The organism is Cupriavidus sp. D39 (assembly GCF_026627925.1).
Lineage (GTDB): Bacteria > Pseudomonadota > Gammaproteobacteria > Burkholderiales > Burkholderiaceae > Cupriavidus > Cupriavidus ulmosensis.
This window is the reverse complement of sequence record NZ_JAPNLE010000009.1, coordinates 2489568-2509194: the sequence shown is the minus strand read 5'-3', so window position 1 is coordinate 2509194 and position 19627 is coordinate 2489568. Positions and strand designations below refer to the sequence as shown.

General features: G+C 64.4%; 18 protein-coding genes and 3 pseudogenes. 13 read left to right on the top strand and 8 right to left on the bottom strand.

Going from position 1 to position 19627, the window contains the following annotated elements; genetic code table 11:
* The first annotated feature begins 74 nt into the window (after nucleotides 1–74).
* The 3 genes from OMK73_RS23705 to OMK73_RS23695 all read left to right on the top strand — a co-directional run bounded on the left by OMK73_RS23705 (nucleotide 75) and on the right by OMK73_RS23695 (nucleotide 1963).
* Nucleotides 75–566: a methylated-DNA--[protein]-cysteine S-methyltransferase gene (locus OMK73_RS23705; RefSeq protein WP_267604177.1), complete on the top strand. Its 492-nt coding sequence runs from the start codon at nucleotides 75–77 to the stop codon at nucleotides 564–566.
* On the top strand, nucleotides 563–1288 hold the full coding sequence (locus OMK73_RS23700) for a 2OG-Fe(II) oxygenase (RefSeq protein WP_267604176.1): 726 nt from the start codon (nucleotides 563–565) through the stop codon (nucleotides 1286–1288). The genes OMK73_RS23705 and OMK73_RS23700 overlap by 4 nt, the downstream gene beginning before the upstream one ends.
* Nucleotides 1289–1504: 216 nt before the next feature.
* The gene (locus tag OMK73_RS23695) at nucleotides 1505–1963 is read left to right on the top strand and encodes a CHRD domain-containing protein (RefSeq protein ID WP_267604175.1); all 459 of its coding nucleotides are present in this window, start codon (nucleotides 1505–1507) and stop codon (nucleotides 1961–1963) included.
* Between the two features lie 24 nt (nucleotides 1964–1987).
* On the opposite strand, the gene OMK73_RS23690 is transcribed toward OMK73_RS23695, so the two are convergent.
* A complete protein-coding gene (locus OMK73_RS23690; RefSeq protein ID WP_267604174.1) occupies nucleotides 1988–2680 on the bottom strand; it encodes a cytochrome b/b6 domain-containing protein in 693 nt (230 codons plus the stop codon).
* Nucleotides 2681–2844: 164 nt separating this feature from the next.
* On the opposite strand from OMK73_RS23690, the gene OMK73_RS23685 reads away from it, so the two are divergent.
* On the top strand, nucleotides 2845–3897 hold the full coding sequence (locus tag OMK73_RS23685; RefSeq protein ID WP_267604173.1) for an RNA-guided endonuclease InsQ/TnpB family protein: 1053 nt from the start codon (nucleotides 2845–2847) through the stop codon (nucleotides 3895–3897).
* Nucleotides 3898–4173: 276 nt separating this feature from the next.
* Here OMK73_RS23685 and OMK73_RS23680 read toward each other — a convergent pair whose 3' ends face one another.
* Nucleotides 4174–4989: an aminotransferase class IV family protein gene (locus tag OMK73_RS23680; protein WP_267604172.1), complete on the bottom strand. Its 816-nt coding sequence runs from the start codon at nucleotides 4987–4989 to the stop codon at nucleotides 4174–4176.
* A 152-nt stretch (nucleotides 4990–5141) separates the two neighbouring features.
* Between OMK73_RS23680 and OMK73_RS23675 the strand changes: the two genes are divergently transcribed.
* On the top strand, nucleotides 5142–6077 hold the full coding sequence (locus OMK73_RS23675) for a LysR substrate-binding domain-containing protein (RefSeq protein ID WP_267604171.1): 936 nt from the start codon (nucleotides 5142–5144) through the stop codon (nucleotides 6075–6077).
* Between the two features lie 47 nt (nucleotides 6078–6124).
* On the opposite strand, the pseudogene OMK73_RS23670 reads toward OMK73_RS23675, so the two are convergent.
* The 4 genes and pseudogenes from OMK73_RS23670 to OMK73_RS23655 form a co-directional block, all read right to left on the bottom strand.
* Nucleotides 6125–7218 (bottom strand): annotated as a pseudogene (locus OMK73_RS23670) (porin).
* A 51-nt stretch (nucleotides 7219–7269) separates the two neighbouring features.
* The gene (ligK, locus tag OMK73_RS23665; protein ID WP_267604170.1) at nucleotides 7270–7965 is read right to left on the bottom strand and encodes a 4-carboxy-4-hydroxy-2-oxoadipate aldolase/oxaloacetate decarboxylase; all 696 of its coding nucleotides are present in this window, start codon (nucleotides 7963–7965) and stop codon (nucleotides 7270–7272) included.
* 24 nt (nucleotides 7966–7989) lie between these two features.
* The gene (locus OMK73_RS23660; RefSeq protein WP_267604169.1) at nucleotides 7990–9018 is read right to left on the bottom strand and encodes an amidohydrolase family protein; all 1029 of its coding nucleotides are present in this window, start codon (nucleotides 9016–9018) and stop codon (nucleotides 7990–7992) included.
* Between the two features lie 25 nt (nucleotides 9019–9043).
* Nucleotides 9044–10182: pseudogene (locus OMK73_RS23655) on the bottom strand (4-oxalomesaconate tautomerase).
* A 164-nt stretch (nucleotides 10183–10346) separates the two neighbouring features.
* On the opposite strand from OMK73_RS23655, the gene OMK73_RS23650 reads away from it, so the two are divergent.
* The 4 genes from OMK73_RS23650 to OMK73_RS23635 all read left to right on the top strand — a co-directional run bounded on the left by OMK73_RS23650 (nucleotide 10347) and on the right by OMK73_RS23635 (nucleotide 14436).
* Complete coding sequence (locus OMK73_RS23650) at nucleotides 10347–10802, top strand: helix-turn-helix domain-containing protein (RefSeq protein ID WP_267604168.1); 456 nt, start codon at nucleotides 10347–10349, stop codon at nucleotides 10800–10802.
* On the top strand, nucleotides 10799–11536 hold the full coding sequence (locus OMK73_RS23645; RefSeq protein WP_267604167.1) for a LysR substrate-binding domain-containing protein: 738 nt from the start codon (nucleotides 10799–10801) through the stop codon (nucleotides 11534–11536). Before OMK73_RS23650 ends, OMK73_RS23645 begins: the two co-directional genes overlap by 4 nt.
* A gap of 215 nt (nucleotides 11537–11751) precedes the next feature.
* Nucleotides 11752–13080, top strand: a complete 1329-nt coding sequence (locus tag OMK73_RS23640) for an MFS transporter (RefSeq protein ID WP_267604166.1) — start codon at nucleotides 11752–11754, stop codon at nucleotides 13078–13080.
* 9 nt (nucleotides 13081–13089) lie between these two features.
* Nucleotides 13090–14436 (top strand): gallate dioxygenase, encoded by a 1347-nt coding sequence (locus tag OMK73_RS23635; protein ID WP_267604165.1) that lies wholly within the window; start codon nucleotides 13090–13092, stop codon nucleotides 14434–14436.
* 129 nt (nucleotides 14437–14565) lie between these two features.
* On the opposite strand, the gene OMK73_RS23630 is transcribed toward OMK73_RS23635, so the two are convergent.
* Nucleotides 14566–14967, bottom strand: a complete 402-nt coding sequence (locus OMK73_RS23630; protein ID WP_267604164.1) for a hypothetical protein — start codon at nucleotides 14965–14967, stop codon at nucleotides 14566–14568.
* Nucleotides 14968–15178: 211 nt separating this feature from the next.
* On the opposite strand from OMK73_RS23630, the gene OMK73_RS23625 reads away from it, so the two are divergent.
* Complete coding sequence (locus OMK73_RS23625; protein ID WP_267604163.1) at nucleotides 15179–15772, top strand: DUF429 domain-containing protein; 594 nt, start codon at nucleotides 15179–15181, stop codon at nucleotides 15770–15772.
* A gap of 131 nt (nucleotides 15773–15903) precedes the next feature.
* Nucleotides 15904–16254 (top strand): VOC family protein, encoded by a 351-nt coding sequence (locus OMK73_RS23620; protein ID WP_267604162.1) that lies wholly within the window; start codon nucleotides 15904–15906, stop codon nucleotides 16252–16254.
* Nucleotides 16255–16312: 58 nt separating this feature from the next.
* On the opposite strand, the gene OMK73_RS23615 is transcribed toward OMK73_RS23620, so the two are convergent.
* Nucleotides 16313–17236 carry a LysR substrate-binding domain-containing protein gene (locus OMK73_RS23615; RefSeq protein ID WP_267606489.1) on the bottom strand — a complete coding sequence of 308 codons (924 nt, stop codon included), beginning with the start codon at nucleotides 17234–17236 and terminating at the stop codon, nucleotides 16313–16315.
* Between the two features lie 146 nt (nucleotides 17237–17382).
* On the opposite strand from OMK73_RS23615, the gene OMK73_RS23610 reads away from it, so the two are divergent.
* Nucleotides 17383–18459: a tartrate dehydrogenase gene (locus OMK73_RS23610; RefSeq protein ID WP_267604161.1), complete on the top strand. Its 1077-nt coding sequence runs from the start codon at nucleotides 17383–17385 to the stop codon at nucleotides 18457–18459.
* 127 nt (nucleotides 18460–18586) lie between these two features.
* Nucleotides 18587–19554 (top strand): annotated as a pseudogene (locus OMK73_RS23605) (tripartite tricarboxylate transporter substrate binding protein).
* Nucleotides 19555–19627 lie beyond the last annotated feature (73 nt).

The following is a 19627-nucleotide window of genomic DNA, read 5'->3' as shown; positions in this document are numbered from 1 at the left end:
TGACCATGAAATCCAACCCGCTTTCCCTCTTCCAGTAAAACTACCGCGCGCCCGGCAGCGAGATCGCCGGCCCCGTGCGCTACGCCATCGGCCAGAGCGTCGAGGGGTTGGTCCTCGTCGGACGCAGTCAGCATGGCCTGTGCGCGATCTTTCTCGGTTCCGATGCCGAAGGGCTGTGCGCTCAGCTCAGCAACGCCTTCCCGCAAGTTGAGAGAGAGGAGGACGCCGAATCCCTCGATCGTGACTTGCGTCAGGTGATTGACTTCATCGACAAAGATGTCGCCGAAGGCGTCATCGCCCTGGATATCGGTGGAACGCCCTTCCAACAAAACGTGTGGAAGGCGCTGTGCGCCATCCCTGCAGGACAGACCCGAAGCTACAGTGAAGCTGCCGCGGGCCTGGACGCCCCCGCGGCCGTGAGGGCCGTCGGCGGTGCCTGCGCTGCCAATGTGTTTGCCATCGCCATTCCTTGCCATCGCGTCGTTCGCAGTGACGGCTCGATCTCCGGGTATCGCTGGGGCGTGGAGCGCAAGCGCACGCTGCTCGCGAAGGAACGCACCCAATGAATGCCCGGATCGCAAACGCCGTCGTGGATGTGGCAGCCAAGCTGGACTGGGGAGCGGTCGAGCAGTCGCTTGACCGCTATGGCAACGCGGTCCTGCCGACCTTGCTGAGCAAGGCGCAGTGCGAGCAACTCTGCGCCCTGTATCCCCAGGAAGACCGCTTCCGCACCCGCATCGCGATGGCTCGCCACGGCTTCGGCCGGGGTGAGTACAAGTATTTCGCCTATCCGCTTCCACCGCTCCTGGACAACCTGCGCCATGCGCTCTATCCGCGCCTGGCTCCCATCGCCAACCGTTGGAATCGACAACTTGGCATCGACGTGCAGTACCCGGATGCGCTGGACGCCTTCCTGGCTCGCTGCCACCAGGCCGGGCAGACACGTCCCACACCGCTGATTCTCGAATATAGCGTGGGCGACTACAACTGCCTGCACCAGGATCTGTACGGCGACCACGTCTTCCCGCTGCAGGTAGCGATCCTGTTGTCTGAGCCAGGGACCTCTTTCACTGGCGGCGAGTTCGTCATGACCGAGAACTCGCCGGGCCGGCAACGCGCGGACGTGGTGACGCTGCGCCAGGGAGACGCCGTGGTATTCACCGTCAACCAGCGCCCGGACGCCAGCAAACGCGGCGGTACCCGCAAGGTCACCATGCGACACGGGGTGAGCCGGATCCGCAGCGGCCGCCGGCATGCCGTGGGCCTGATTTTTCATGATTCGCGTTAAGCGTTCCAAGACCTTCCGCAAAGCGGGCTAAGCGCTAGCCGATTGCGCCAACTTGGTTGCCAACGACAGTCCTGGATTTGATAGACGGCCCGGTCTATCCTTTTTCGGACTCGTGCCGGCAGCCGGGTAGCGCTGGCATCGGGTACGTTCGCCGCCATGCAACAACTGCAAGCGGCCGCTGTTTTGGCAATGCAAAACCGGACAGGAGACAATCAAATGTGTGTTTCGATATCGCGGTGGCCCTTTGTGTGGCTCTCCGGCCTCGCCCTGGCGGGGGCAATGACCTTGGCGCATGCGGCGCCCCTCTCGTTTACCGTGCCGCTCAGCGGCGCGCAGGAGGTGCCTCCTGTCGAGACCAAGGGCAGCGGTTCCGCCGACCTCACCTACGACCCCAGCACACGGATTGTCACCTGGACGGTCACGGTTAGCGGTTTGCCCAGCGAGGCCACCATGGCGCACTTCCACGGGCCCGCCACAGCCGGCAAGAACGCTGGGGTGAAAGTCTGGCTCTCCGGGAAGGGTGGCGCGGTCACCAGTCCCTTCAAGGGCCAGGCCACGCTCGCCCCAGCTGACGCGCAGGAGTTCCTTGCTGGCGAAATGTACATCAACGTGCACACCAAGGATCATCCCGCCGGCGAGATCCGCGGCCAGGTGCTGCCACCGAAGAGCAACTGACGCCGCGCTTGGGCTCAGATCAGCTCAGAGATACGCCGAGAGAAGCGCCGCCGCGGCGGCGCCAACCCCCAGCAGAAGCAGCGCCAGCATCGCGGACGCCAGCCGCGGTGCGGCGATGCGCGCCGGCAACTGTTTGCGGCCGGTCAGCATGGGAAGCAGCAGGTTGTGACCCTTGGCCGCCGCGTATAGCGCGATGGCCAGCACGTGCAACGCCACCGCTGCCAGCAGCGCGTCCCACAGGATCGTGTGCAGCGCGGTGATCGCATTGGCGACCGATGCGGGAACCCATTCGGTTAGCGGCCCTTTGTCCGCGATGTCGTTGTTGATGTAGAGCCCGCTGAGCGTCTCGCCCAGCATCAAGGCGAGCAGCAACAACACCATCCACCCGCCCGCCGGGTTGTGGCCGACTTGGAGGTCGGCCTCGCGGCGCAGCACGTGCCGCAGATGGTGCAACGCGGCGGCGGGCGAGGCCATAAAGCTGTGGAACCGCGCGGTTTCGCTGCCGAAGCAGCCCCAAAGCAAGCGGAAAAGCACCAGCGCGAGCAGTGTTTCGCCGATCCGGATATGCCAGTCCATCCAGTTCAGCCGCCAGGTCGCATAAGCCCCCACTACCAGCACCACCGCCAGCCAGTGGAACAGTCTTGTCGGCGCGTCCCAGACCAGCACGGGGCGACGATCCGGTTGCCCCGGGGGTGTGAGCGGTTCATCAGGTTTCATCAGTTTGCGCGGGAAACCTCGCCCTTCAGGGCGGGGATGGATAGCGCGGACGCCGAAGGCGTCCTCTCAAAGCGCCGGAACGATCTGGAATTGCTCAAAGTTGCAATGTCTCCTGATTGAAGGTAACTTGTGTTTTCCCTGGAAAAAGCGTTGAAAAGGAAGCGTTGATCAAGGTGTGCCGTTACCGCGTGAAGTCGTTGAACGGCTTGCTGAACAAGCAGAGCCGCGCGGTTAACCATGTCTGGAACTTCTGCAACGACGCACAGAAGCACGCGCTCAAGTGGGACAAGAAATGGCCAACTGGATTCGACCTCAATGGTCTGACGACGGGTAGCAGCAAAGAACTCGGAATCCACTCGGGAACGGTCAACGCGACATGCGAGCAATACGCGAAGTCGCGCAGCCAGTTCAAACGGCCATACCTGCGTTATCGCGGTCGTAAGAGCCTTGGATGGGTGCCGCTCAAGGGGCGCGAACTCAAGCGTGAGGGCGACGCTTTCCGCTTCGCAGGCAACACGTTCCGCGTATTCAGCAGCCGCCCGCTTCCCGAAGGGAAGATCAAGGATGGGACCAACTTCGCACAGGACACACGCGGCAACTGGTTCCTCAATATCACCATCGAAGTCGCCGATGTTCCCGCTCGCGCGATGCAAAGCGGCGTTGGCATTGACCTCGGGCTGAAGGACTTCGCGGCCCTCTCGACGGGCGAGAAACTGCCCAATGACCGATTCGGCCGCCGCGCAGCCGGGAAGTTGGCAAAAGCGCAGCGCGCTCGCAAGCACAAGCGGCATATCGCGAAGCTGCACGCCAAAGTCGCGAACGCGCGCGCCGATTTTCAGCACAAACTTGCGCTCGATATAGTGCGCCGGTTCGATTACATCGCGGTTGGCAATGTGTCCGCCTCTAAACTTGCCAGAACCAGGATGGCAAAGAGCGTCTATGACGCGTCCTGGTCGTCCTTCCGAGACAAGCTCCGTTACAAAGCGATTGCGCACGGCGCCACGTTCGAAGAAGTGAACGAAAGCGGTTCTACCCAAGCCTGCTCGTCGTGCGGTTCCAATGACAGCACAACGCGGCCGAAAGGTATCGCAGGCTTGCGAATAAGAGAGTGGACTTGCAGCAGCTGCGGAGTTGTACATGATCGCGATACCAATGCCGCGCTAAACATTCTCCGATGCGGACGTGCATCGCTAGTAGTAGGAATCCCCGTCCTTTAGGACGGGGAGGACGTCAACTGTCAGCCCTCCCGCAGGTAAGCTGGTCCGAGGCAATGCTCGCGTGCTGACCACAAGCCACTGCCACGGCGGGCGACGTAGACCTCAACGGCGTCATTCAACCGCAATCCGCGACAATGGGCAATCATCGGCGACGGCGTTCCATCAAACCGTCACCACGATCTTGCCAACTTGCCGCGCAAGGTCCGTCTCGCCGTCGATGCGTTGGTGGCGGCATTGCCCAAGCGCATGCAGTGAGCGTGCGGCCACCGCCGGCTCTTACGGCAAGACAGGTTCTTCCATCTGATAGGCCCGGTGAAGCAGCGCCAGGAAGCTCGGCGTCTCAGGGATGGCCACGGAACCGATCCGGCTTACCGTCACCCCCGGCGTCCAGGAGTTCATCACCGCCGCCCCGGCCAGGCCAGGCAGGTCGGCGGGCGTCACGGGCTGCACGCGCTGACGGAAACCGAGGAGATCCAGTTGCCGGCGGACGATGCCCATGGTCGTGCCGGCCAGCATCTCGGCCTCGGGCCACACTACCGTTTCGCCGTCCCAGAAGACCAGGTTCCAGATCGTTCCCTCGCTCAGGCGCCCCTGACGGTCAACGAAAGCGGCATCGTCGAAACCTTGCCCGACGGACTGACGGAGGAAATACGTCTTGGCCACTTCGCCAACCTGCTTCAGGGCTGGCAGCACCCGTTCGTGGGCGACAGTCGCCAATGCTAGCGGGCCCCTTGGGCCGGACGCGGGCGGCCCGGTACGGACCAGTACTTCCGGCTCGACATCCGCGCCGGCCACGGTGAACTCACCCGCCGGCGAGTACACCGTGGCTACCAGCGAGACGTCCGCTGGCGCGCACGCCAGCGCCGCGCGCAGATAGGCGCGCACCTGATCGTCGGCCAATGCGCGACCGAACAGCGCCATCGAGGCCACGCTCAGCCGCTCGAGGTGGAGATCCAAGCCACGGACCCGGCCTCCACGCACCTGCATCGCGGTGAAGTGCGCATAGCCCGCCAAGGCGAGAGGTGCCAACGCTTCGATGGTAGCCGGCAGGCCATTGCGTTGAACGATAGAAGAAGACTGGCTAGCTGACATGGACAGGCTTCACTCGGGTAGTTGCGTGGAACGGGCTTGGCGAGGGGCGCGTCCCGCACCCATGCGCATGGATTGCCGCAACTATCTGCTATTGACCGGGCTTTGAGAAACGAGTATTTCTTGCCGGATCATTAAATACGGCTTGAAGATCGATGAGGCGAATGCTGCCGGGAACACGAGCACTGAGGACCTTCGAGGCGGCCGGGCGGCACCTGAACTTCACGCGCGCGGCGCAGGAGGTGGGGTTGACGCCGGCGGCGGTCAGCTACCAGATCAAGGAGATCGAGGACCAGCTGGGCATTACCCTGTTCGCGCGCACCAGCCGCAGCATCCAGCTGACGCCGGCCGGCGCCGTACTGTTCGAGGCGGCTGCCGACGCGCTCGACACCCTGCAGCGAGCCACCAGCCGGGCCCGGAGAATGGCGCGGGGGCCGGCACATCTGCGCGTCTCGCTAGGCGCGGTGTTCGCCACCAACTGGCTGCTGCCCAGGCTTGCACGGTTCAGGGCGGCGAACCCCACGCTGGAACTCATATTCGATATTTCCGATCAGGTACGGGATTTCGACGTGGACGATATCGATATCGCGATCCGCTTTGGCGCCGGATCCGTTGAGGGAGCGCGCTCGGACCGGCTGTTCGACACCGTCGTCGTCCCGATCTGCAGCCCGAAACTGCGCGAGGCCGGTTTCAGGCTGCAAACACCGCAAGACTTGTTCGGCCACACGCTGTGCTATGTCGACTGCCCGGTCGACGGCATGGTCTGGCCCGACTGGCGCATGTGGATGGCCGCCGCCGGCGTCGATGATTTTGACGACAGCCGGTGCGTTGCGTTTTCCGATTCGAGCCATGTCGTGCAGGCCGTGATCGACGGCGCCGCGATTGGCCTGGTGGAACTGCCCATGATTGCCAATGACCTGTCCCAGGGCCGGTTGGTGCGGCTATTCGAGATTGGCGTCAGCATAGCGCCTGAGTATGCCTATCATCTCGTCTATCCGGAGCGCAGCAGCCAGGACCCTCGCATCCTGGCGTTTAGCCAATGGATGCGCAACGAGACCGCTCACCCTGTTCAGAGCGGTCATCCGGGCTGACGGTGGAGATCGTGGATGCCCCCGGCGCAGCGCGGGGGCACTAAGCATCAGAAGATATGCTTGATGCCAACCATCGAACCCAACTGCTTACCGCCCGGAGCAGGTGCCGTACCCGTGCCCGCACTGCTCACCGACAGCGCCGATTGCCCACCGTTGGCGAGATAGCCGGCCGTGGCATACACCGAGGTCCGCTTGGAGAACGCGTAGCTGGCGCGCAGGGCACCCAGCCATGCCTTGTCCGCGCTGTTGCGGTACTTCAGGTAATACAGCTCGCCCGCGACATTCACCGTGGGCGTGACATCGTAGGACACGCCGCCGTAATACAGGTTGCTGCGCGACGCCGTCAGCGCCTCGTTGCGACGGGCGACCCAGCCCAGGCCCGCCTTGGCGTTGCCGGCGAGCACGTAACCACCCAGGACCAGGCGGTCATCCTTCAAGTTGCTGTTGGTCAGCCCGCCGAATGCGCCGGGCCCGCCGCGCAGCGAGTCGTACGCGGCGGAGACGGACCACCAGTTGGTTTCGTACTGCAGCAGGGCGGACCACTCACGGCAAGCCTTGCTGTCAGCGGCATTCTCGCCGGCGCAGTTGGTGCCGGAAGGGCTCGGCCCCGCGTTGACCGTGTCGCGGCCAAAGCTGTACGTGGCGCCCACCGTCAGCCCGCCAAACTTGCCCTTGTAGGCAACGGCGTTGTCGGCGCGGGCGTTGGGGAAGTAGTTGTCCAGCGAGCTGGAGCCATAGGCGTTCGGCCCCAGGATGTCGGAGTCCAGCATCGCCCAGAACAGCATGGTGTACTGGCGGCCGAAGCTGATCTGGCCCCAGTTGTTGCTCAGCCCCACCCATGCCTGGCGTCCGAACAGCCGTCCCCCTGGTTGGACGCCCCCGTATCCGGCCCGAAGCCGGACTCCAGTGCGAAGTTCGCTTTCAACCCGCCGCCAAGGTCCTCGGTGCCACGCAGGCCCCAGCGCGACGGCACCGTGCCGCTCAGGTTCGGCATGCGCGTGACGCTGTTGCTGGCGGCACCGATGTGATTCACGTACTCGACACCGGTATCGACCACGCCGTACAGCGTGACGGACTGGGCCGAGGCCCAAGCCGGCAGCGTGCAAAACAAGGCAAGCGCTAAGGGGCGCAGCTTTCTCATGTTGACTCCTCCTTTCTTCTTGTCAGAGCCCGCGGGTTGCGGGTGGTTGGCTCAATCCAGGTACTGCAGTCCGGCGCGGGCCAGGGCGTCGCGCAGGTTGTACATATCGAGTCCCAGCTCGCCGGCGGCGAAGCGCTCCCGTTTTGCGGCTTCGTTGGCCGTGCGCGCTTCGGCAGCCTCGGCCACGGCCATGGCGCAGGCCGCGGGCACCACCACCACGCCGTCGTCGTCGGCGATCACCACGTCGCCCGGATTGACGAAGGCGCCCGCGCACACCACCGGCACGTTGACCGAGCCCAGCGTGGCGCGCGAGCAGCCTTTGGCGTGCACGGCGCGGCTGAATACGGGGAAGTCCATCGCGGTCAGGTCCTTGACGTCGCGCACGCCGCCATCGATGACCAGGCCCTTGGCGCCGCGCGCCCGGTAGGACGTGGCCAGCAGGTCGCCGAAGAAGCCGTCCGTGCTGTCCGACGTGCAGGCGGCGACCACCACGTCGCCGGGCTGGATCATCTCGGCCGCCACATGCAGCATCCAGTTGTCGCCGGGCTGCAGCAGTACCGTGACGGCCGGGCCGCACGTGGCCGCGCCGGCATACACCGCGCGCATGGTCGGCTTCATCAGGCCAAGGCGGCCCATCGCTTCGTGCACGGTCGCCACGCCGAAGCGAGACAGGCGTGCCACCGTTTCGGGATGCGCCCGTTCGATATGGCGCCGGACCACGCCAAGCTGGGTTTGAGAGGGATTCACTACAGTCTCCTTATGTTCTCAGTGTCAGAGTCCGCGGGCCCTGAGCCGGGCGTCCAGGCGGGGATACACGCGGCGGGCGTTGCCCTCGAAGATCTTGTGGCGCTCCTGCGGCGTGAGCGGGCCCGCCTGGTCCACGTAGCGGCGCGTATCGTCATAGTGGTGGCCGGTGCGCGGATCGATGCCGCGTACCGCGCCGATCATCTCGGAGGCAAACAGGATGTTGTCGACGGGGATCACGCGGGTGAGCAGGTCGATGCCGGGCTGGTGATACACGCACGTATCGAAGAAGATGTTGCCGAGCAGATGCGCCTCAAGCTCAGGGAGCTTCAGCTCCTGCGCCAGGCCACGGAAGCGCCCCCAGTGATAAGGCACCGCGCCGCCCCCGTGCGGAATCACGAACTTCAGCGTGGGAAACCGCTTGAACAGATCGCTGGTCAGGCATTGCATGAAGGCCGTGGTATCCGCGTTCAGGTAGTGCGCGCCGGTCGTGTGAAAGCACGCATTGCAGCTGGTGCTGACATGGATCATCGCCGGCACGTCATACGCGGCCAGCATCTCGTAGATGGGATACCAGTACGGGTCCGACAGCGGCGGCGAGGTCCAATGGCCGCCCGAAGGATCGGGGTTCAGGTTCACGCCCACGAACCCGTATTCGACGATGCAACGCTCGAGTTCAGCGAGGCACGTGCGCGTGTCCACGCCCGGCGACTGCGGCAGCATGGCCGCACCCACGAAGTGATCCGGGAACAGTTCCGCGACCCGGTAGCACAACGCGTTGCACAGGCTCGACCACGTGGCACTGGTTTCGAAGTTGCCGATGTGGTGCGCCATGAACGATGCGCGTGGCGAGAAGATGGTGAGATCGGAGCCGCGCTCCCGCATCATCCGCAGCTGGTTGGAGGAGATGGCTTCGACCAGCTCATCGTCGCTGATATGCAGATCTGACGCAGAGGGGCCGAGGCTGGGCGAGGCAAGGTTGGCGATCTGCTGCTTGCGCCAGTCTTCCAGCGCCTTCGGCGCGGTAGTGAAATGCCCGTGGCAATCGATGATCATAATGACGTGTGCTAAGCGTGTACGTTCAGTTTGCAGGCCATGCAGCGGCGGGGATCATGACCTCGCCGCGCATGATGGGTCGGGCGGTGCGAACCAGCGCGCTGCGCGCGATGGTGTTCGGCCGCGTGGGATCGATTTCCAGCTCGACGGTGAATTCGCCGGTGGGGTGTTCAACGCTGATGGCATGGACTGGGCCGCTGCCGGAGATGTCGGCGATGCCTTGCGCTACCGTTTGGGGCAGGACGCAAGCGGTGCCCACCGTCACGGCCGCCAGCACGCCGATGGCGTCGTGGCAAACGTGCGGAATGAAGCAGCGTGTGGCAACGCTGCCGCCGGCACGCGGCGGGGCGATCAGGCACATCTTGGGATAGCTCTTGGCGGTGACGTCGCCCAGTCCCATGCGATGTCCTGCTTCCAGGCGCAGCGCCTCCAGCGTGGCCTTCAGCGGCGCGTCTTCGTTCAGGGCTTGCACGCTTTCATAGCCGGAGCGCCCGAGATCGCTGGCGCGCAACAGCACCATCGGCATGCCGTTGTCGATGAGCGTCGCGTCCACGGTGATCGTCTTGCCGGTGGCAGCGTCGCTGACCGTCAACCGGTCCAGCGCATTGCCGCTGGGAAGCAGGGCAGGGCAGACGGACCCCGCCGTATCCAGGAAATCGATCACGATGGGCGCGGCCGTACCGGGCACGCCATCGATGCGTGCATCGCCTGCGTAGTGCGGCTTGCCGCCCGGCGTCTGCATGGTGATGTCGCACACCATCCCGGTATTCCGGGTGAGCACCCGGGCACGGGTGACATCGCCGGAAGGCTTGAGCAAGCCGCGCTCCACCGCGAACGGCAGCACGGCGGCCAGCATGTTGCCGCAGTTGGGCGTGGTGTCCACCGTATCCGTCCTGGGCTGGAGCTGCGCAAAAGAAACTCCAGATCGGCCTCGCCCGGCACGCCGCGCCCCACGATGCCAATCTTGCTGGTCAACGGATGCGCGCCACCCAGGCCGTCGATCTGCCGCGGATCCGGCGAGCCCATGGCGGCCAGCAGCACGCGGTCCCGCGCAGGGGTTTGCGCAGGCAGATCCGCGGCGAGAAAGAAGGGGCCGCGAGACGTGCCGCCACGCATCAGGATGCACGGTACCGGCATGAGATCCGAAGCGATGAGGTCATTCATGGAACACGATCCGCGTACGTCGATGATGGGCGAGTATTGGCGCTAAGCCATTGCGGCGGGTTGCCTTCTGACCCGGCCAGTGTTCCAATCTTCTTATTGGCTTGGCGAACCGAAAGCACAACGAAGGCGAAACTCAGGCACCCGATGGATCTCCCCCGATCAGCTTGCATCACCTTTATGTGTTTGCCGGCGTGGCTGCCGCAGGCGGCGTGCGGCGCGCAACGGAGACGCTGCACCGCGCGTCGTCAGCGATCGCGCGCTCGGTCAGCGCGTTGGAGAGCAGCCTGGAGGTAGAGCTCTTCGAGCGCAAAGGGCGGGGCATGCTGCTGACCCGCGCCGGAGAAGAAGTGCTGCTCCGCGTGCAGCAGATCGACGCCATCCTCAGAGAGGTCCGGGACGAAGCCATGCGCCTGCGCAGCCGGCATGGCGGCGCTGTCGCCAGCCTCGAATCGCTCTACAACGAGCGCCGGCTGGAAGTCGCCACCATGCTGGCCGAGGCACACCACATGCCCAGCGTGGGCGCGGTGCTTGGCATTTCGCAATCCGCCGTCAGCCAGGCGGTGGCGCGGCTGGAGGAGATACTGGGGCAGCCCCGTTTCTGCGCACCGCGCGCGGCATGATTCCCACGGACGCGGGCGACCGCTGGATGGTGCGGTTCGAGCGCGTGCTGGCGGAACTGCGCCATATCAAGGCCGACGTGGCCGCACTGAGCGGGGTGCTGGAGGGCGTGGTCACGGTGGGCGCGCTGCCGCTCGGCCGCACCCAACTGCTGCCGGCCGCCATCGCCGGGCTGCACGCGCGCCACCCGCGCTTGCGCTTTCGCTCGCTCGAGAGTCCTTATGAGGAACTGACCGCGGGGCTGCTCAGCGGGCGCATCGACCTGATCCTTGGCGCCTTGCGGCCGGGCTCCGCCCAGGGTCTGGCGATGGAGCCGCTGTTCGAGGACCGGATGGCGCTGATTGCCAGTGCCGACCATCCGCTGGCATCCAGGCGGCGGCTCACCCCGCGCGATGTCGAGGCCTACCCGTGGGTGCTCTCCCGTGCCCGCTCACCGCTGCGCGAGGCGCTGGACGGCTACTTTGTGCAACAGGGACGGCCCTTGCCGCAACCCTTCGTGGAAACCGGAGACCTGGCTTTATTGCGCGGCCTGCTGCTGCGCGGCGAGATGATCACTGCCTTGTCTGCCCACCAGCTTCATTATGAGATCGAGCAGGGATCGCTCTGCGTGCTCGATCTCCCCATACCCGGCGCGAGCCGCCCCATCGGCATCACGACCCGCGCGGGCGCTCGGCTCTCGCCCGGCGCCGACGCGCTGCTTGCCGAGCTGCGCACCTGCAGCGCGGCCTGGCGCTGAAGTCCACGCCGCAGCCGGTGCCGCGGCGCTAGCCATCCGTGCATCGATAAGCAGATGGCAACGCCCCGCCAGCCGAAAGCAATACATGCAGACCGCCCGGATCGTAGACTAGCCTTGCCATGAACGTTGCGCTGGCGCCCACGCCCAGCATGGCGATTCTGGCCATTAGTCAGATGAACGATAAGAGCCCGCGTTCGGGTTCACCAGGAGACGGCATGACTGCACGGCCCCGGCTCGATATCCGAGCCCACATCAATGATAGAAAAATGTCGAGCTACCAGTGGCTGCTGCTCGGCTTATGCTTCCTGATCGTAGCCACCGACGGCATGGATGTCGCCATCATGGGCTTCCTCGCCCCGGACATCACGCGCGAGTGGGGCATCTCCCGTGCCAGCTTCGGCGTCGTGATGAGCGCCGCGCCGCTCGGCCTTGCCATCGGCGCGCTGCTGGTCGGCCCGCTCTCCGACCGCTTTGGCCGCAAGAAGCTGCTGATCGGCTCCATCGCGCTGTTCGGTTCGTTCAACCTGCTGAGCGCGTTTTCCGACGGCATCGTGACGCTGTCGCTGCTGCGCTTCCTCACGGGCCTTGGCCTGGGCGCGGCCATGCCCAGCACCACCACGCTGCTCTCGGAATACGTGCCGGAACGCTCCCGCAGCACGCTGCTGGCCGCCATGTTCACCGGCTTCAACCTGGGCTCCGCATTGGTCGGTTTCGGCGCCGCTGCGCTGTTGCCGCACTATGGCTGGCGCACAGTGCTGATGGTGGGCGGCGCGCTGCCGCTGATCTGCCTGCCGGTCTACATGCTGCTGATTCCGGAATCCGTGCGCTTCATGGTCGTGCGCAAAGCGGCCCCGGAGAAGATCGCCCGTACCCTGCGCCGCGTGTGCGGGGGCAACATTGCGGACAATACCGAGTTCACCATCAGCGAGCCGCCGGTGCCCACCTCGCAACCCGTGCGCACGCTCTTGTCGCCCGGCTACCGTGGGATCACACTGTCCCTCTGGCTCACTTACTTCATGGGCTTGCTGGTGATCTACCTGCTCAGCGGCTGGCTGCCGACCCTGATCAAGGACGCAGGGCTGCCGATCGAGCGCGCCGCCAACCTCACCGCGCTCTTCCAGCTGGGCGGGACCGTTGGGGCACTCGTGGTCGGGTTCTACATGGACCGCCGCGCCGCCAACAAGGTCATCGCGCTTGCCTACGCTTGCGGCGCAGCATGGATTCTCCTGCTGGCCTCGGGCAATGTGAGCTCCACGCTGTTTGCCTTCTACGTGCTGATGGCGGGCTTTTGCATGAGCGGCGCACAGACCGGCCTGAACGCCTTCGCCCCCGGGTGCTATCCCACCCCGGTGCGCGCCACCGGCGTGAGCTGGATGCTGGGCATCGGCCGCTTCGGCAGCATCACCGGGTCCATGGCTGGCGGCGTGCTGCTCAGCCTGGGCTGGGGCTTCAGCGCGGTCATTGCCATCCTTGCCGTCCCCGCGGCCATGGCCGCGATATCGATCATTTCCACCAAGGTGCAGCAACGCGCCGTACCCGCCTGAGTCTTTAACATGGCCACTATCATCGGCGCCATCGCGTCATCCCACACGCCCACCATCGGCTTCGCGCTGGATGCGGGCAAGCAGCAGGATCCCGCCTGGGCTCCGATCTTTGCCGCGTACGCGCCGGTCAGCGAATGGTTGGCCAAAGCCAGGCCGGATGTCCTCGTCATGGTCTACAACGATCACGTGACATCCTTCTTCTTCGACCACTACTCGGCATTCGCGCTCGGGATCGGCGAGTCCTACGCCGCGGCCGATGAAGGCGGCGGTCCGCGCTCGCTGCCCGCCATCGGTGGCCATGTTGGTTTGTCCAGGCACATCGGCGCATCGCTGATGGCCGATGAGTTCGACATGTCCTTCTTCCAGGACAAGGCGCTCGACCACGGCTGCTTCTCGCCCTTGTCGGTCCTGCTGCCGCACGGCGATGGCTGGCCTGTCAGGATCGTGCCGCTGCAAGTCGGCGTGCTCCAGTTCCCGGCGCCGTCCGCGCGCCGCTGCTACAAGCTGGGGCAGGGGCTGCGCCGCGCCATCGAGAGCTACCCGGAAGACCTGCGCGTGGCCATCGTGGCCACCGGCGGGCTCTCGCACCAGGTGCATGGCGAACGCGCCGGCTTCAACAACACCGCGTGGGATCACCGCTTCCTGGATCTGTTCGAATCCGACCCCGAGGCGCTGCTGGAACTCACCCACGCCGACTACGCCAAGCTGGGCGGCTTCGAGAGCGCCGAGGTGGTGATGTGGATGGTCATGCGCGGCGCTATGTCCAACGCCGTCCGCTGCATCCATCGCGACTACTACCTGCCCTCCATGACCGGCATCGCCGTGGCCGTCTACGAGAACCAAGCCTGCGCGGACCCCGAGCGCGTGGCGGCGCGCGCCGAGCGCCAGCGCGAGCATATCGGGCACCAGTTGCGCGGCATCGAAGCGCTGGAAGGCACGTATCCCTTCACGCTGGAAACCAGCGTGCGGGCCTACCGCATCAACCGCTACCTGCATCAGCTGGTGCAGCCGGACTTCCGCGTCCGCTTCCTGGCCGATCCCGCCGCCACGTACGACGAAGCCGGACTCACCGCGCAGGAGCGCGACCTCATCTCACAGCGCGACTGGCGCGGGATGATCCACTACGGCGTGATCTTCTTCCTGCTGGAGAAGCTCGGCGCGGTCAGCGGCGTCTCCAATCTGCATATCTACGCCGCCATGCGCGGCGAGTCGCTCGCGGATTTCCAGAAGACCCGCAACGCGCCCGGCGCGCTTTACTCGGTAAGCGGCACTGCCGCCACAGCTGGCCAGGGCGCCGCGTGGCAAAGCCCCGGCGTGCAGCCGGACGCAGTGGCGCCCGTAGTCAAGCCGGACTAAAGCGGCAGAGCGAGCCGCTTTTCCCCTTCCGCCTTTACCCTCGCCGTGCGTCTGGCGCACGGTGGGCGCGCTGTTGCCTGAAGATTGCCAGAGGATATTCGCTGGACTGGCGACAAGGGCAACAACCCATTAGCCCGCGCGATGCGCATCCACATCCAGCGCAGCCTCGGCCGCCGCGCCGGACCGCCCCTTGTAATAGAGGTGCACGCCGATCGCGAGCGAGTCATGGCGGATCTCGTGCAGCGCCTTCCAGGCCTTGGCGGGGTCCTTGAACACCAGGTAATGCGCTTCTTTCTCCACCAGGTCCGCGACCTGGTGCAGGCCATGCACGTGCAGCGTGTTGACCAGCGCGTCGAGGCTGCGATGCGTGCGGGCGTCGGTGCGCGGATAGAGCATGTGGAGCACGGCGACGCGTTGCGAAGCGCTCGTTGCCGTGTAGGCCTCGACGATGTCCTGGTGACGGATAGCCGTGACGACGTCTTCCGTCGTCACGTGTTGGGTCGGGAGCAGGGTTTCGGGTGTGAGTCGCATGACGTTCGCTTCCTTGGCAAGGCCGATTGGAGTAAGTAATCTACGCCAACGTCCCGCCAAGGGAAAACCCTCGGTTTGCAATTCACTGTTGCGAGGTGTGGGCGAATCGATGGGGAGCCATTTGTGCGAGCCACTCAAAATGCTCATCCGCAATCACCAGCTTCGGTAATGGTCTACCATGCTCCCTCTCAGTCAGAGGAGCTAAGTGCCCATGAAACTTGTCGGCTTCGATCCAGGAGGAAAGAAGGCATTCGGATGGTGTGTCGTCACCTTTGACCGTGCCTCAACAAGTTGTGTAGGCGGCATCGCTAGTGATGCCGAGGAGGCCTTCACGGCAGTCACGGATGTCCTCAAGGAGGAACCACCGGCTGCCGTGGGCATCGATGCGCCACTTTTCTGGGTTTCCTCAGAAGATCGTCGGGCAGATAGCGAGGTGCGCAAGCTGGTGCGTGCCGCGGGCGGGCACAATGGCACGGTCGCGCATGTCAATTCGCTGCGGGGCGCCTGCCTGGCACAAGGCATCCTCATCGCAAGGAAGGTGGCCGGGAGCTGGCCTGATGCAGCTATCAGCGAAGCCCATCCGAAGGCGCTGTTAAAGGTATGCGAGGCGGCAAGGAAGTTTGCTGAGAACCCCGATCTATCCGGCGTAGTTGACCATATGAGGGACGCAGCGCTGGCTGCGTTTGCTGCGCATGCGATGGCTAACCCGTCCGACGGCTGGCACGATCTCGCGCTGCATGAATCCTCGCCATTTTTTCCGGCAGGCGCACCCGTCCACTACTGGTTTCCACAGCGACAGCTCTGATCGTATCTTGCTTGGATTGTCATCCCTGTCCGGCTTCCACTTGGGCACAGACGACCGGCCGCGACCGGTCGAAGCCGTATGGTAGCGTCCCGCTATATTTCCCTCCACACGGTGATTCAGGTGAGGTCGCAATGAAGGTCAAACGAATCGTTGCAAATATCAACACGCAAGCCGTAGACGACGCGAAGCGCTTTTACCAGGGCGTATTTGGCCTCGATCTGCTGATGGATCATGGCTGGATTGCCACCTACGGGTCTTCGGAAAGGATGGACGTGCAGATCAGTTTCGCTTCGCAAGGAGGATCGGACACGCCAACGCCTGATCTATCGATCGAAGTGGACGATATTGCCGCCGCACTAGAGCGCGTGAAGTCGGCAGGCATTCCCATCGAGTACGGCCCGGTCGACGAGCCGTGGGCCGTGCGACGCTTCTATGTTCGCGACCCATTCGGCAAACTGATCAATGTGCTCGCCCACATCTGACATGGAGGTCTGCTGGGGCGGCCGTAGGCTGTCCGGATGACTGCGCGTGGCCGGCCGTCTACCAGGAAGAGGTACCCCCACGTGCCCTAAGCAGTTTCCCTTCAAAGTGCGCAACCAGGAAGTCGAGGAACGCCCGGACCTTGGCCGACATGTTCAGCCGCTCCGGGAAGACGGCAAAGATGTCGGCTGGTGGCAAGGCATAGTCTTCGAGCAGCAAGACCAGGCGGCCACTTCGGAGGTACTTGGCAAGGTCCCACTCCGCGCGTTGCAAGATCCCTTGCCCGGCAAGGCCCCACGTCAGCGTGACTTCGCCATCATTGCTGCTCAGAGCGCCGCGTACCTTCACCGTTTCCGTCTTCTTGCCTTTGACGAAGCGCCAGATGCCATATGCGGAGTCATTCTGGCGCAGCACGATGCATTGATGCTGCGTCAGATCGTGTGGCGTGACCGGCGTGCCGTGTGCTTTCAGATACGAGGGCGCGGCGCAGACCAGGCGCCGGTTGTCGGCAATCTTCCGCGCCATCAGGCGTGTATCCGGAATCTCGCCGAACCGTATCCCGATGTCGAATCCTTCATCCCCCAGGTTCATTGGCCTGTCCGTCAGATGTAGCTGCACCTCCATCTGTGGAAACCGTTTGGCGAAATCGGATATCGCAGGCGCGATGTAAGTTCGCCCGAATCCCAGCGGAGCGTTGACTCGCAACGTCCCACGCGGCGCCACATGGCTGCTGGAGATCAGTTGGTCGAGATCCTCGATCTCCGCGAGCAGGCGCCGGGCGTGCTCGAGGTAGACCTCTCCCTCGGCCGTCAGGCCGATGCGCCGCGTCGTCCGGTTCAGCAACCGCACCCCAAGCCGCTTCTCCATTTGAGCGAGCCGTTTACTGATGGCTGCAGGTGTGACGTCTTGCTCACGCGCGGCCGCTGACAGGCTGCCCGCCTTGGCCAGGCCAGCGAAGAAGGCAAGTTCCGAAGGATGTCCCATCTTCAACCCCAAGTTAATATTAGTTTGAAAATCAGTTCATCTTACTCCCTTGGTTTTCAACGATAGTTAGGTCACAGAAGGCGCCGGCATACCTGGCGGTTGAAAGCGGCCTTCGGTGTGTGGAAAACAATGAGAGGAGCAACGCTATGCGTGAATACAAGATTGCAGCCATCCCTGGCGATGGCATCGGCCCGGAAGTCATCTCTGCCGGTTTGCAAGTGCTGGAGACCCTGGCGGGGCAAGATGGCGGCTTCAAGCTGAGTGTCGAGCATTTCCCGTGGAGCTCCGACTACTACCTGGAAAAAGGCTACTACATTCCCGAAGGCGGGCTTGAACGCCTGAAGCAGTTCGACGCTATCTTCTTTGGTGCCGTCGGCGCACTGAACGTGCCCGACCACGTGTCGCTGTGGGGCCTGCGCCTACCCATCGCCCAGGGCTTCGACCAGTACGCCAACGTACGCCCCGCACGCGTACTGCCAGGGGTGAAGAGCCCGCTGGCCAATGGCAAGGACATCGACTGGGTCATCATCCGCGAGAACTCGGAAGGCGAATACGCGGGCAACGGCGGCCGTACCCACCGTGGCCTGCCCATCGAGACCGGCACGGAAACCGCTGTCTTCACGCGCGCCGGTGTCGAACGGATCCACCGCTTCGCATTTGAGCTCGCGCAAAAGCGCCCCCGCAAGCACCTTACCCTGGTGACCAAGTCGAACGCGCAGCGCTTCGGCATGGTGATGTGGGACGAGATCTTCTACGAAGTCGCCAAGGACTATCCGGACGTCAAGGTTGACCGCGAACTGGTCGACGCCGTGACGACGCGCATGGTGTTGAAGCCCCATACGCTGGACGTGGTGGTCGCGACCAACCTGCACGCCGACATCCTGTCCGACCTGGCAGCGGCACTTTCCGGCAGCCTCGGCATCGCGCCGACCGCCAACCTGAACCCGGAGCGCCTGTTCCCTTCCATGTTCGAGCCGATCCACGGCTCCGCCTTCGACATCACGGGCAAGGGTGTGGCGAATCCCATCGCCACCTTCTGGACCGCGGCCATGATGCTTGAGCATCTGGGTGAGAAGCCCGCGGCGGACCGCCTGATGGCAGCCATCGAGCAGATCACCGCGGACGGCGTCTTCACCCCGGATCTGGGCGGCAACGCAACCACCGCGTCGGTCACCGAAGCCATCTGCAAGGCGCTGGCCAACCAGGTCAAGAAGGCGGCCTGAGGCTGAGCAGGAAGCGCGGCTCGCCGCGCCGCATCAAACAACTGGCGGGCTAGCACCGGCACAGGTGCCCCGTACCGAGCCGGCCCTGAGTGGGCCGGCCAATCAAGAATGCCATCAGGAGACAGGCATGCAATCCGTTATCCGGACTGCGGTGGCTGCGTTCGCCCTCGCTCTCGGCGCCGGCACCGCTTTCGCCCAGGCATATCCCACCAAGCCCATTCGCCTCATTGTCCCGTTTCCCCCGGGGGCACCACCGACGTTCTTGCCCGCACCGTGGGACAAAAGCTCACGCAGGCGCTAGGCCAGCCCGTCATCATCGAAAACCGGCCGGGCGCTGGTGCAACCATCGGCGCGGACGCCGTCGCGAAGTCCGCGCCAGATGGCTACACATTGCTCATGGGTGCGGTTCACCACACCATCGCACCGAACGTCTACAGAAAGCTCTCCTACGACTTCCAAAAGGATCTGACGCCGGTCTCCGTCGTTGCCATCGTGCCGAACGTGCTCGTCGTCAGCCCGAGCTTCCCGGCCAAGAACGTGCAGGAGTTGGTCGCCTATGCCAAGGCCAACCCCGGAAAGCTGACCTACGCGTCCAATGGCAACGGCACGGCCCATCACCTCATCGGCGAGCAATTCAAGGCACAGACCGGCACCAACATCGTCCACGTTCCCTACAAGGGGAGCGCCCCGGCCATCACTGACCTGATGGGCGGCCAGGTATCGATGATGTTTGACACCGCGTCGTCCGCGCTGCCTTACATCAAGGCCGGCAAGCTCAAGCCGCTGGCGGTCGCAACGGCCAAGCGCTCTTCCGCACTGCCGGATGTGCCTACCCTTGCCGAATCCGGCTTGCCCGGCTTCGACATCGCCTCCTGGTTCGGCATCCTTGCCCCTACCGGAACGCCGCCTGAGATCGTGAACAGGCTTAGCACTGAAATCGCCAAGGCCCTGGCACTCCCCGATGTGAAGAAGCAATTCGCTGCCATCGGCGCAGAGCCGGTCGGCAACACCCCGGCCCAGATGACGGCCCAGATCAAGGACGAAGTCACCCGCTTCGGCAAGCTCGTCAAGGAAGCGCACGTCAGCATGGACTGACCAAGAGGCACGGCCGTCGCGCGAGCGTCGGCCGCATCCGGTTGATGAAGGCAAGACAGGCTGCGCTGCAAGT

Bases quoted from the DNA above. Each gene is read 5' to 3' on its own strand.
- OMK73_RS23675 (WP_267604171.1), top strand. From the start codon at position 5,142: ATGAGGCGAATGCTGCCGGGAACACGAGCACTGAGGACCTTCGAGGCG.
- OMK73_RS23690 (WP_267604174.1), bottom strand. From the start codon at position 2,680: ATGAAACCTGATGAACCGCTCACACCCCCGGGGCAACCGGATCGTCGC.
- OMK73_RS23625 (WP_267604163.1), top strand. From the start codon at position 15,179: ATGAAACTTGTCGGCTTCGATCCAGGAGGAAAGAAGGCATTCGGATGG.
- OMK73_RS23645 (WP_267604167.1), top strand. From the start codon at position 10,799: ATGATTCCCACGGACGCGGGCGACCGCTGGATGGTGCGGTTCGAGCGC.
- OMK73_RS23640 (WP_267604166.1), top strand. From the start codon at position 11,752: ATGACTGCACGGCCCCGGCTCGATATCCGAGCCCACATCAATGATAGA.
- OMK73_RS23695 (WP_267604175.1), top strand. From the start codon at position 1,505: ATGTGTGTTTCGATATCGCGGTGGCCCTTTGTGTGGCTCTCCGGCCTC.
- OMK73_RS23635 (WP_267604165.1), top strand. From the start codon at position 13,090: ATGGCCACTATCATCGGCGCCATCGCGTCATCCCACACGCCCACCATC.
- OMK73_RS23630 (WP_267604164.1), bottom strand. From the start codon at position 14,967: ATGCGACTCACACCCGAAACCCTGCTCCCGACCCAACACGTGACGACG.
- OMK73_RS23620 (WP_267604162.1), top strand. From the start codon at position 15,904: ATGAAGGTCAAACGAATCGTTGCAAATATCAACACGCAAGCCGTAGAC.
- OMK73_RS23610 (WP_267604161.1), top strand. From the start codon at position 17,383: ATGCGTGAATACAAGATTGCAGCCATCCCTGGCGATGGCATCGGCCCG.
- OMK73_RS23615 (WP_267606489.1), bottom strand. From the start codon at position 17,236: ATGGGACATCCTTCGGAACTTGCCTTCTTCGCTGGCCTGGCCAAGGCG.
- OMK73_RS23660 (WP_267604169.1), bottom strand. From the start codon at position 9,018: ATGATCATCGATTGCCACGGGCATTTCACTACCGCGCCGAAGGCGCTG.
- OMK73_RS23700 (WP_267604176.1), top strand. From the start codon at position 563: ATGAATGCCCGGATCGCAAACGCCGTCGTGGATGTGGCAGCCAAGCTG.
- OMK73_RS23680 (WP_267604172.1), bottom strand. From the start codon at position 4,989: ATGTCAGCTAGCCAGTCTTCTTCTATCGTTCAACGCAATGGCCTGCCG.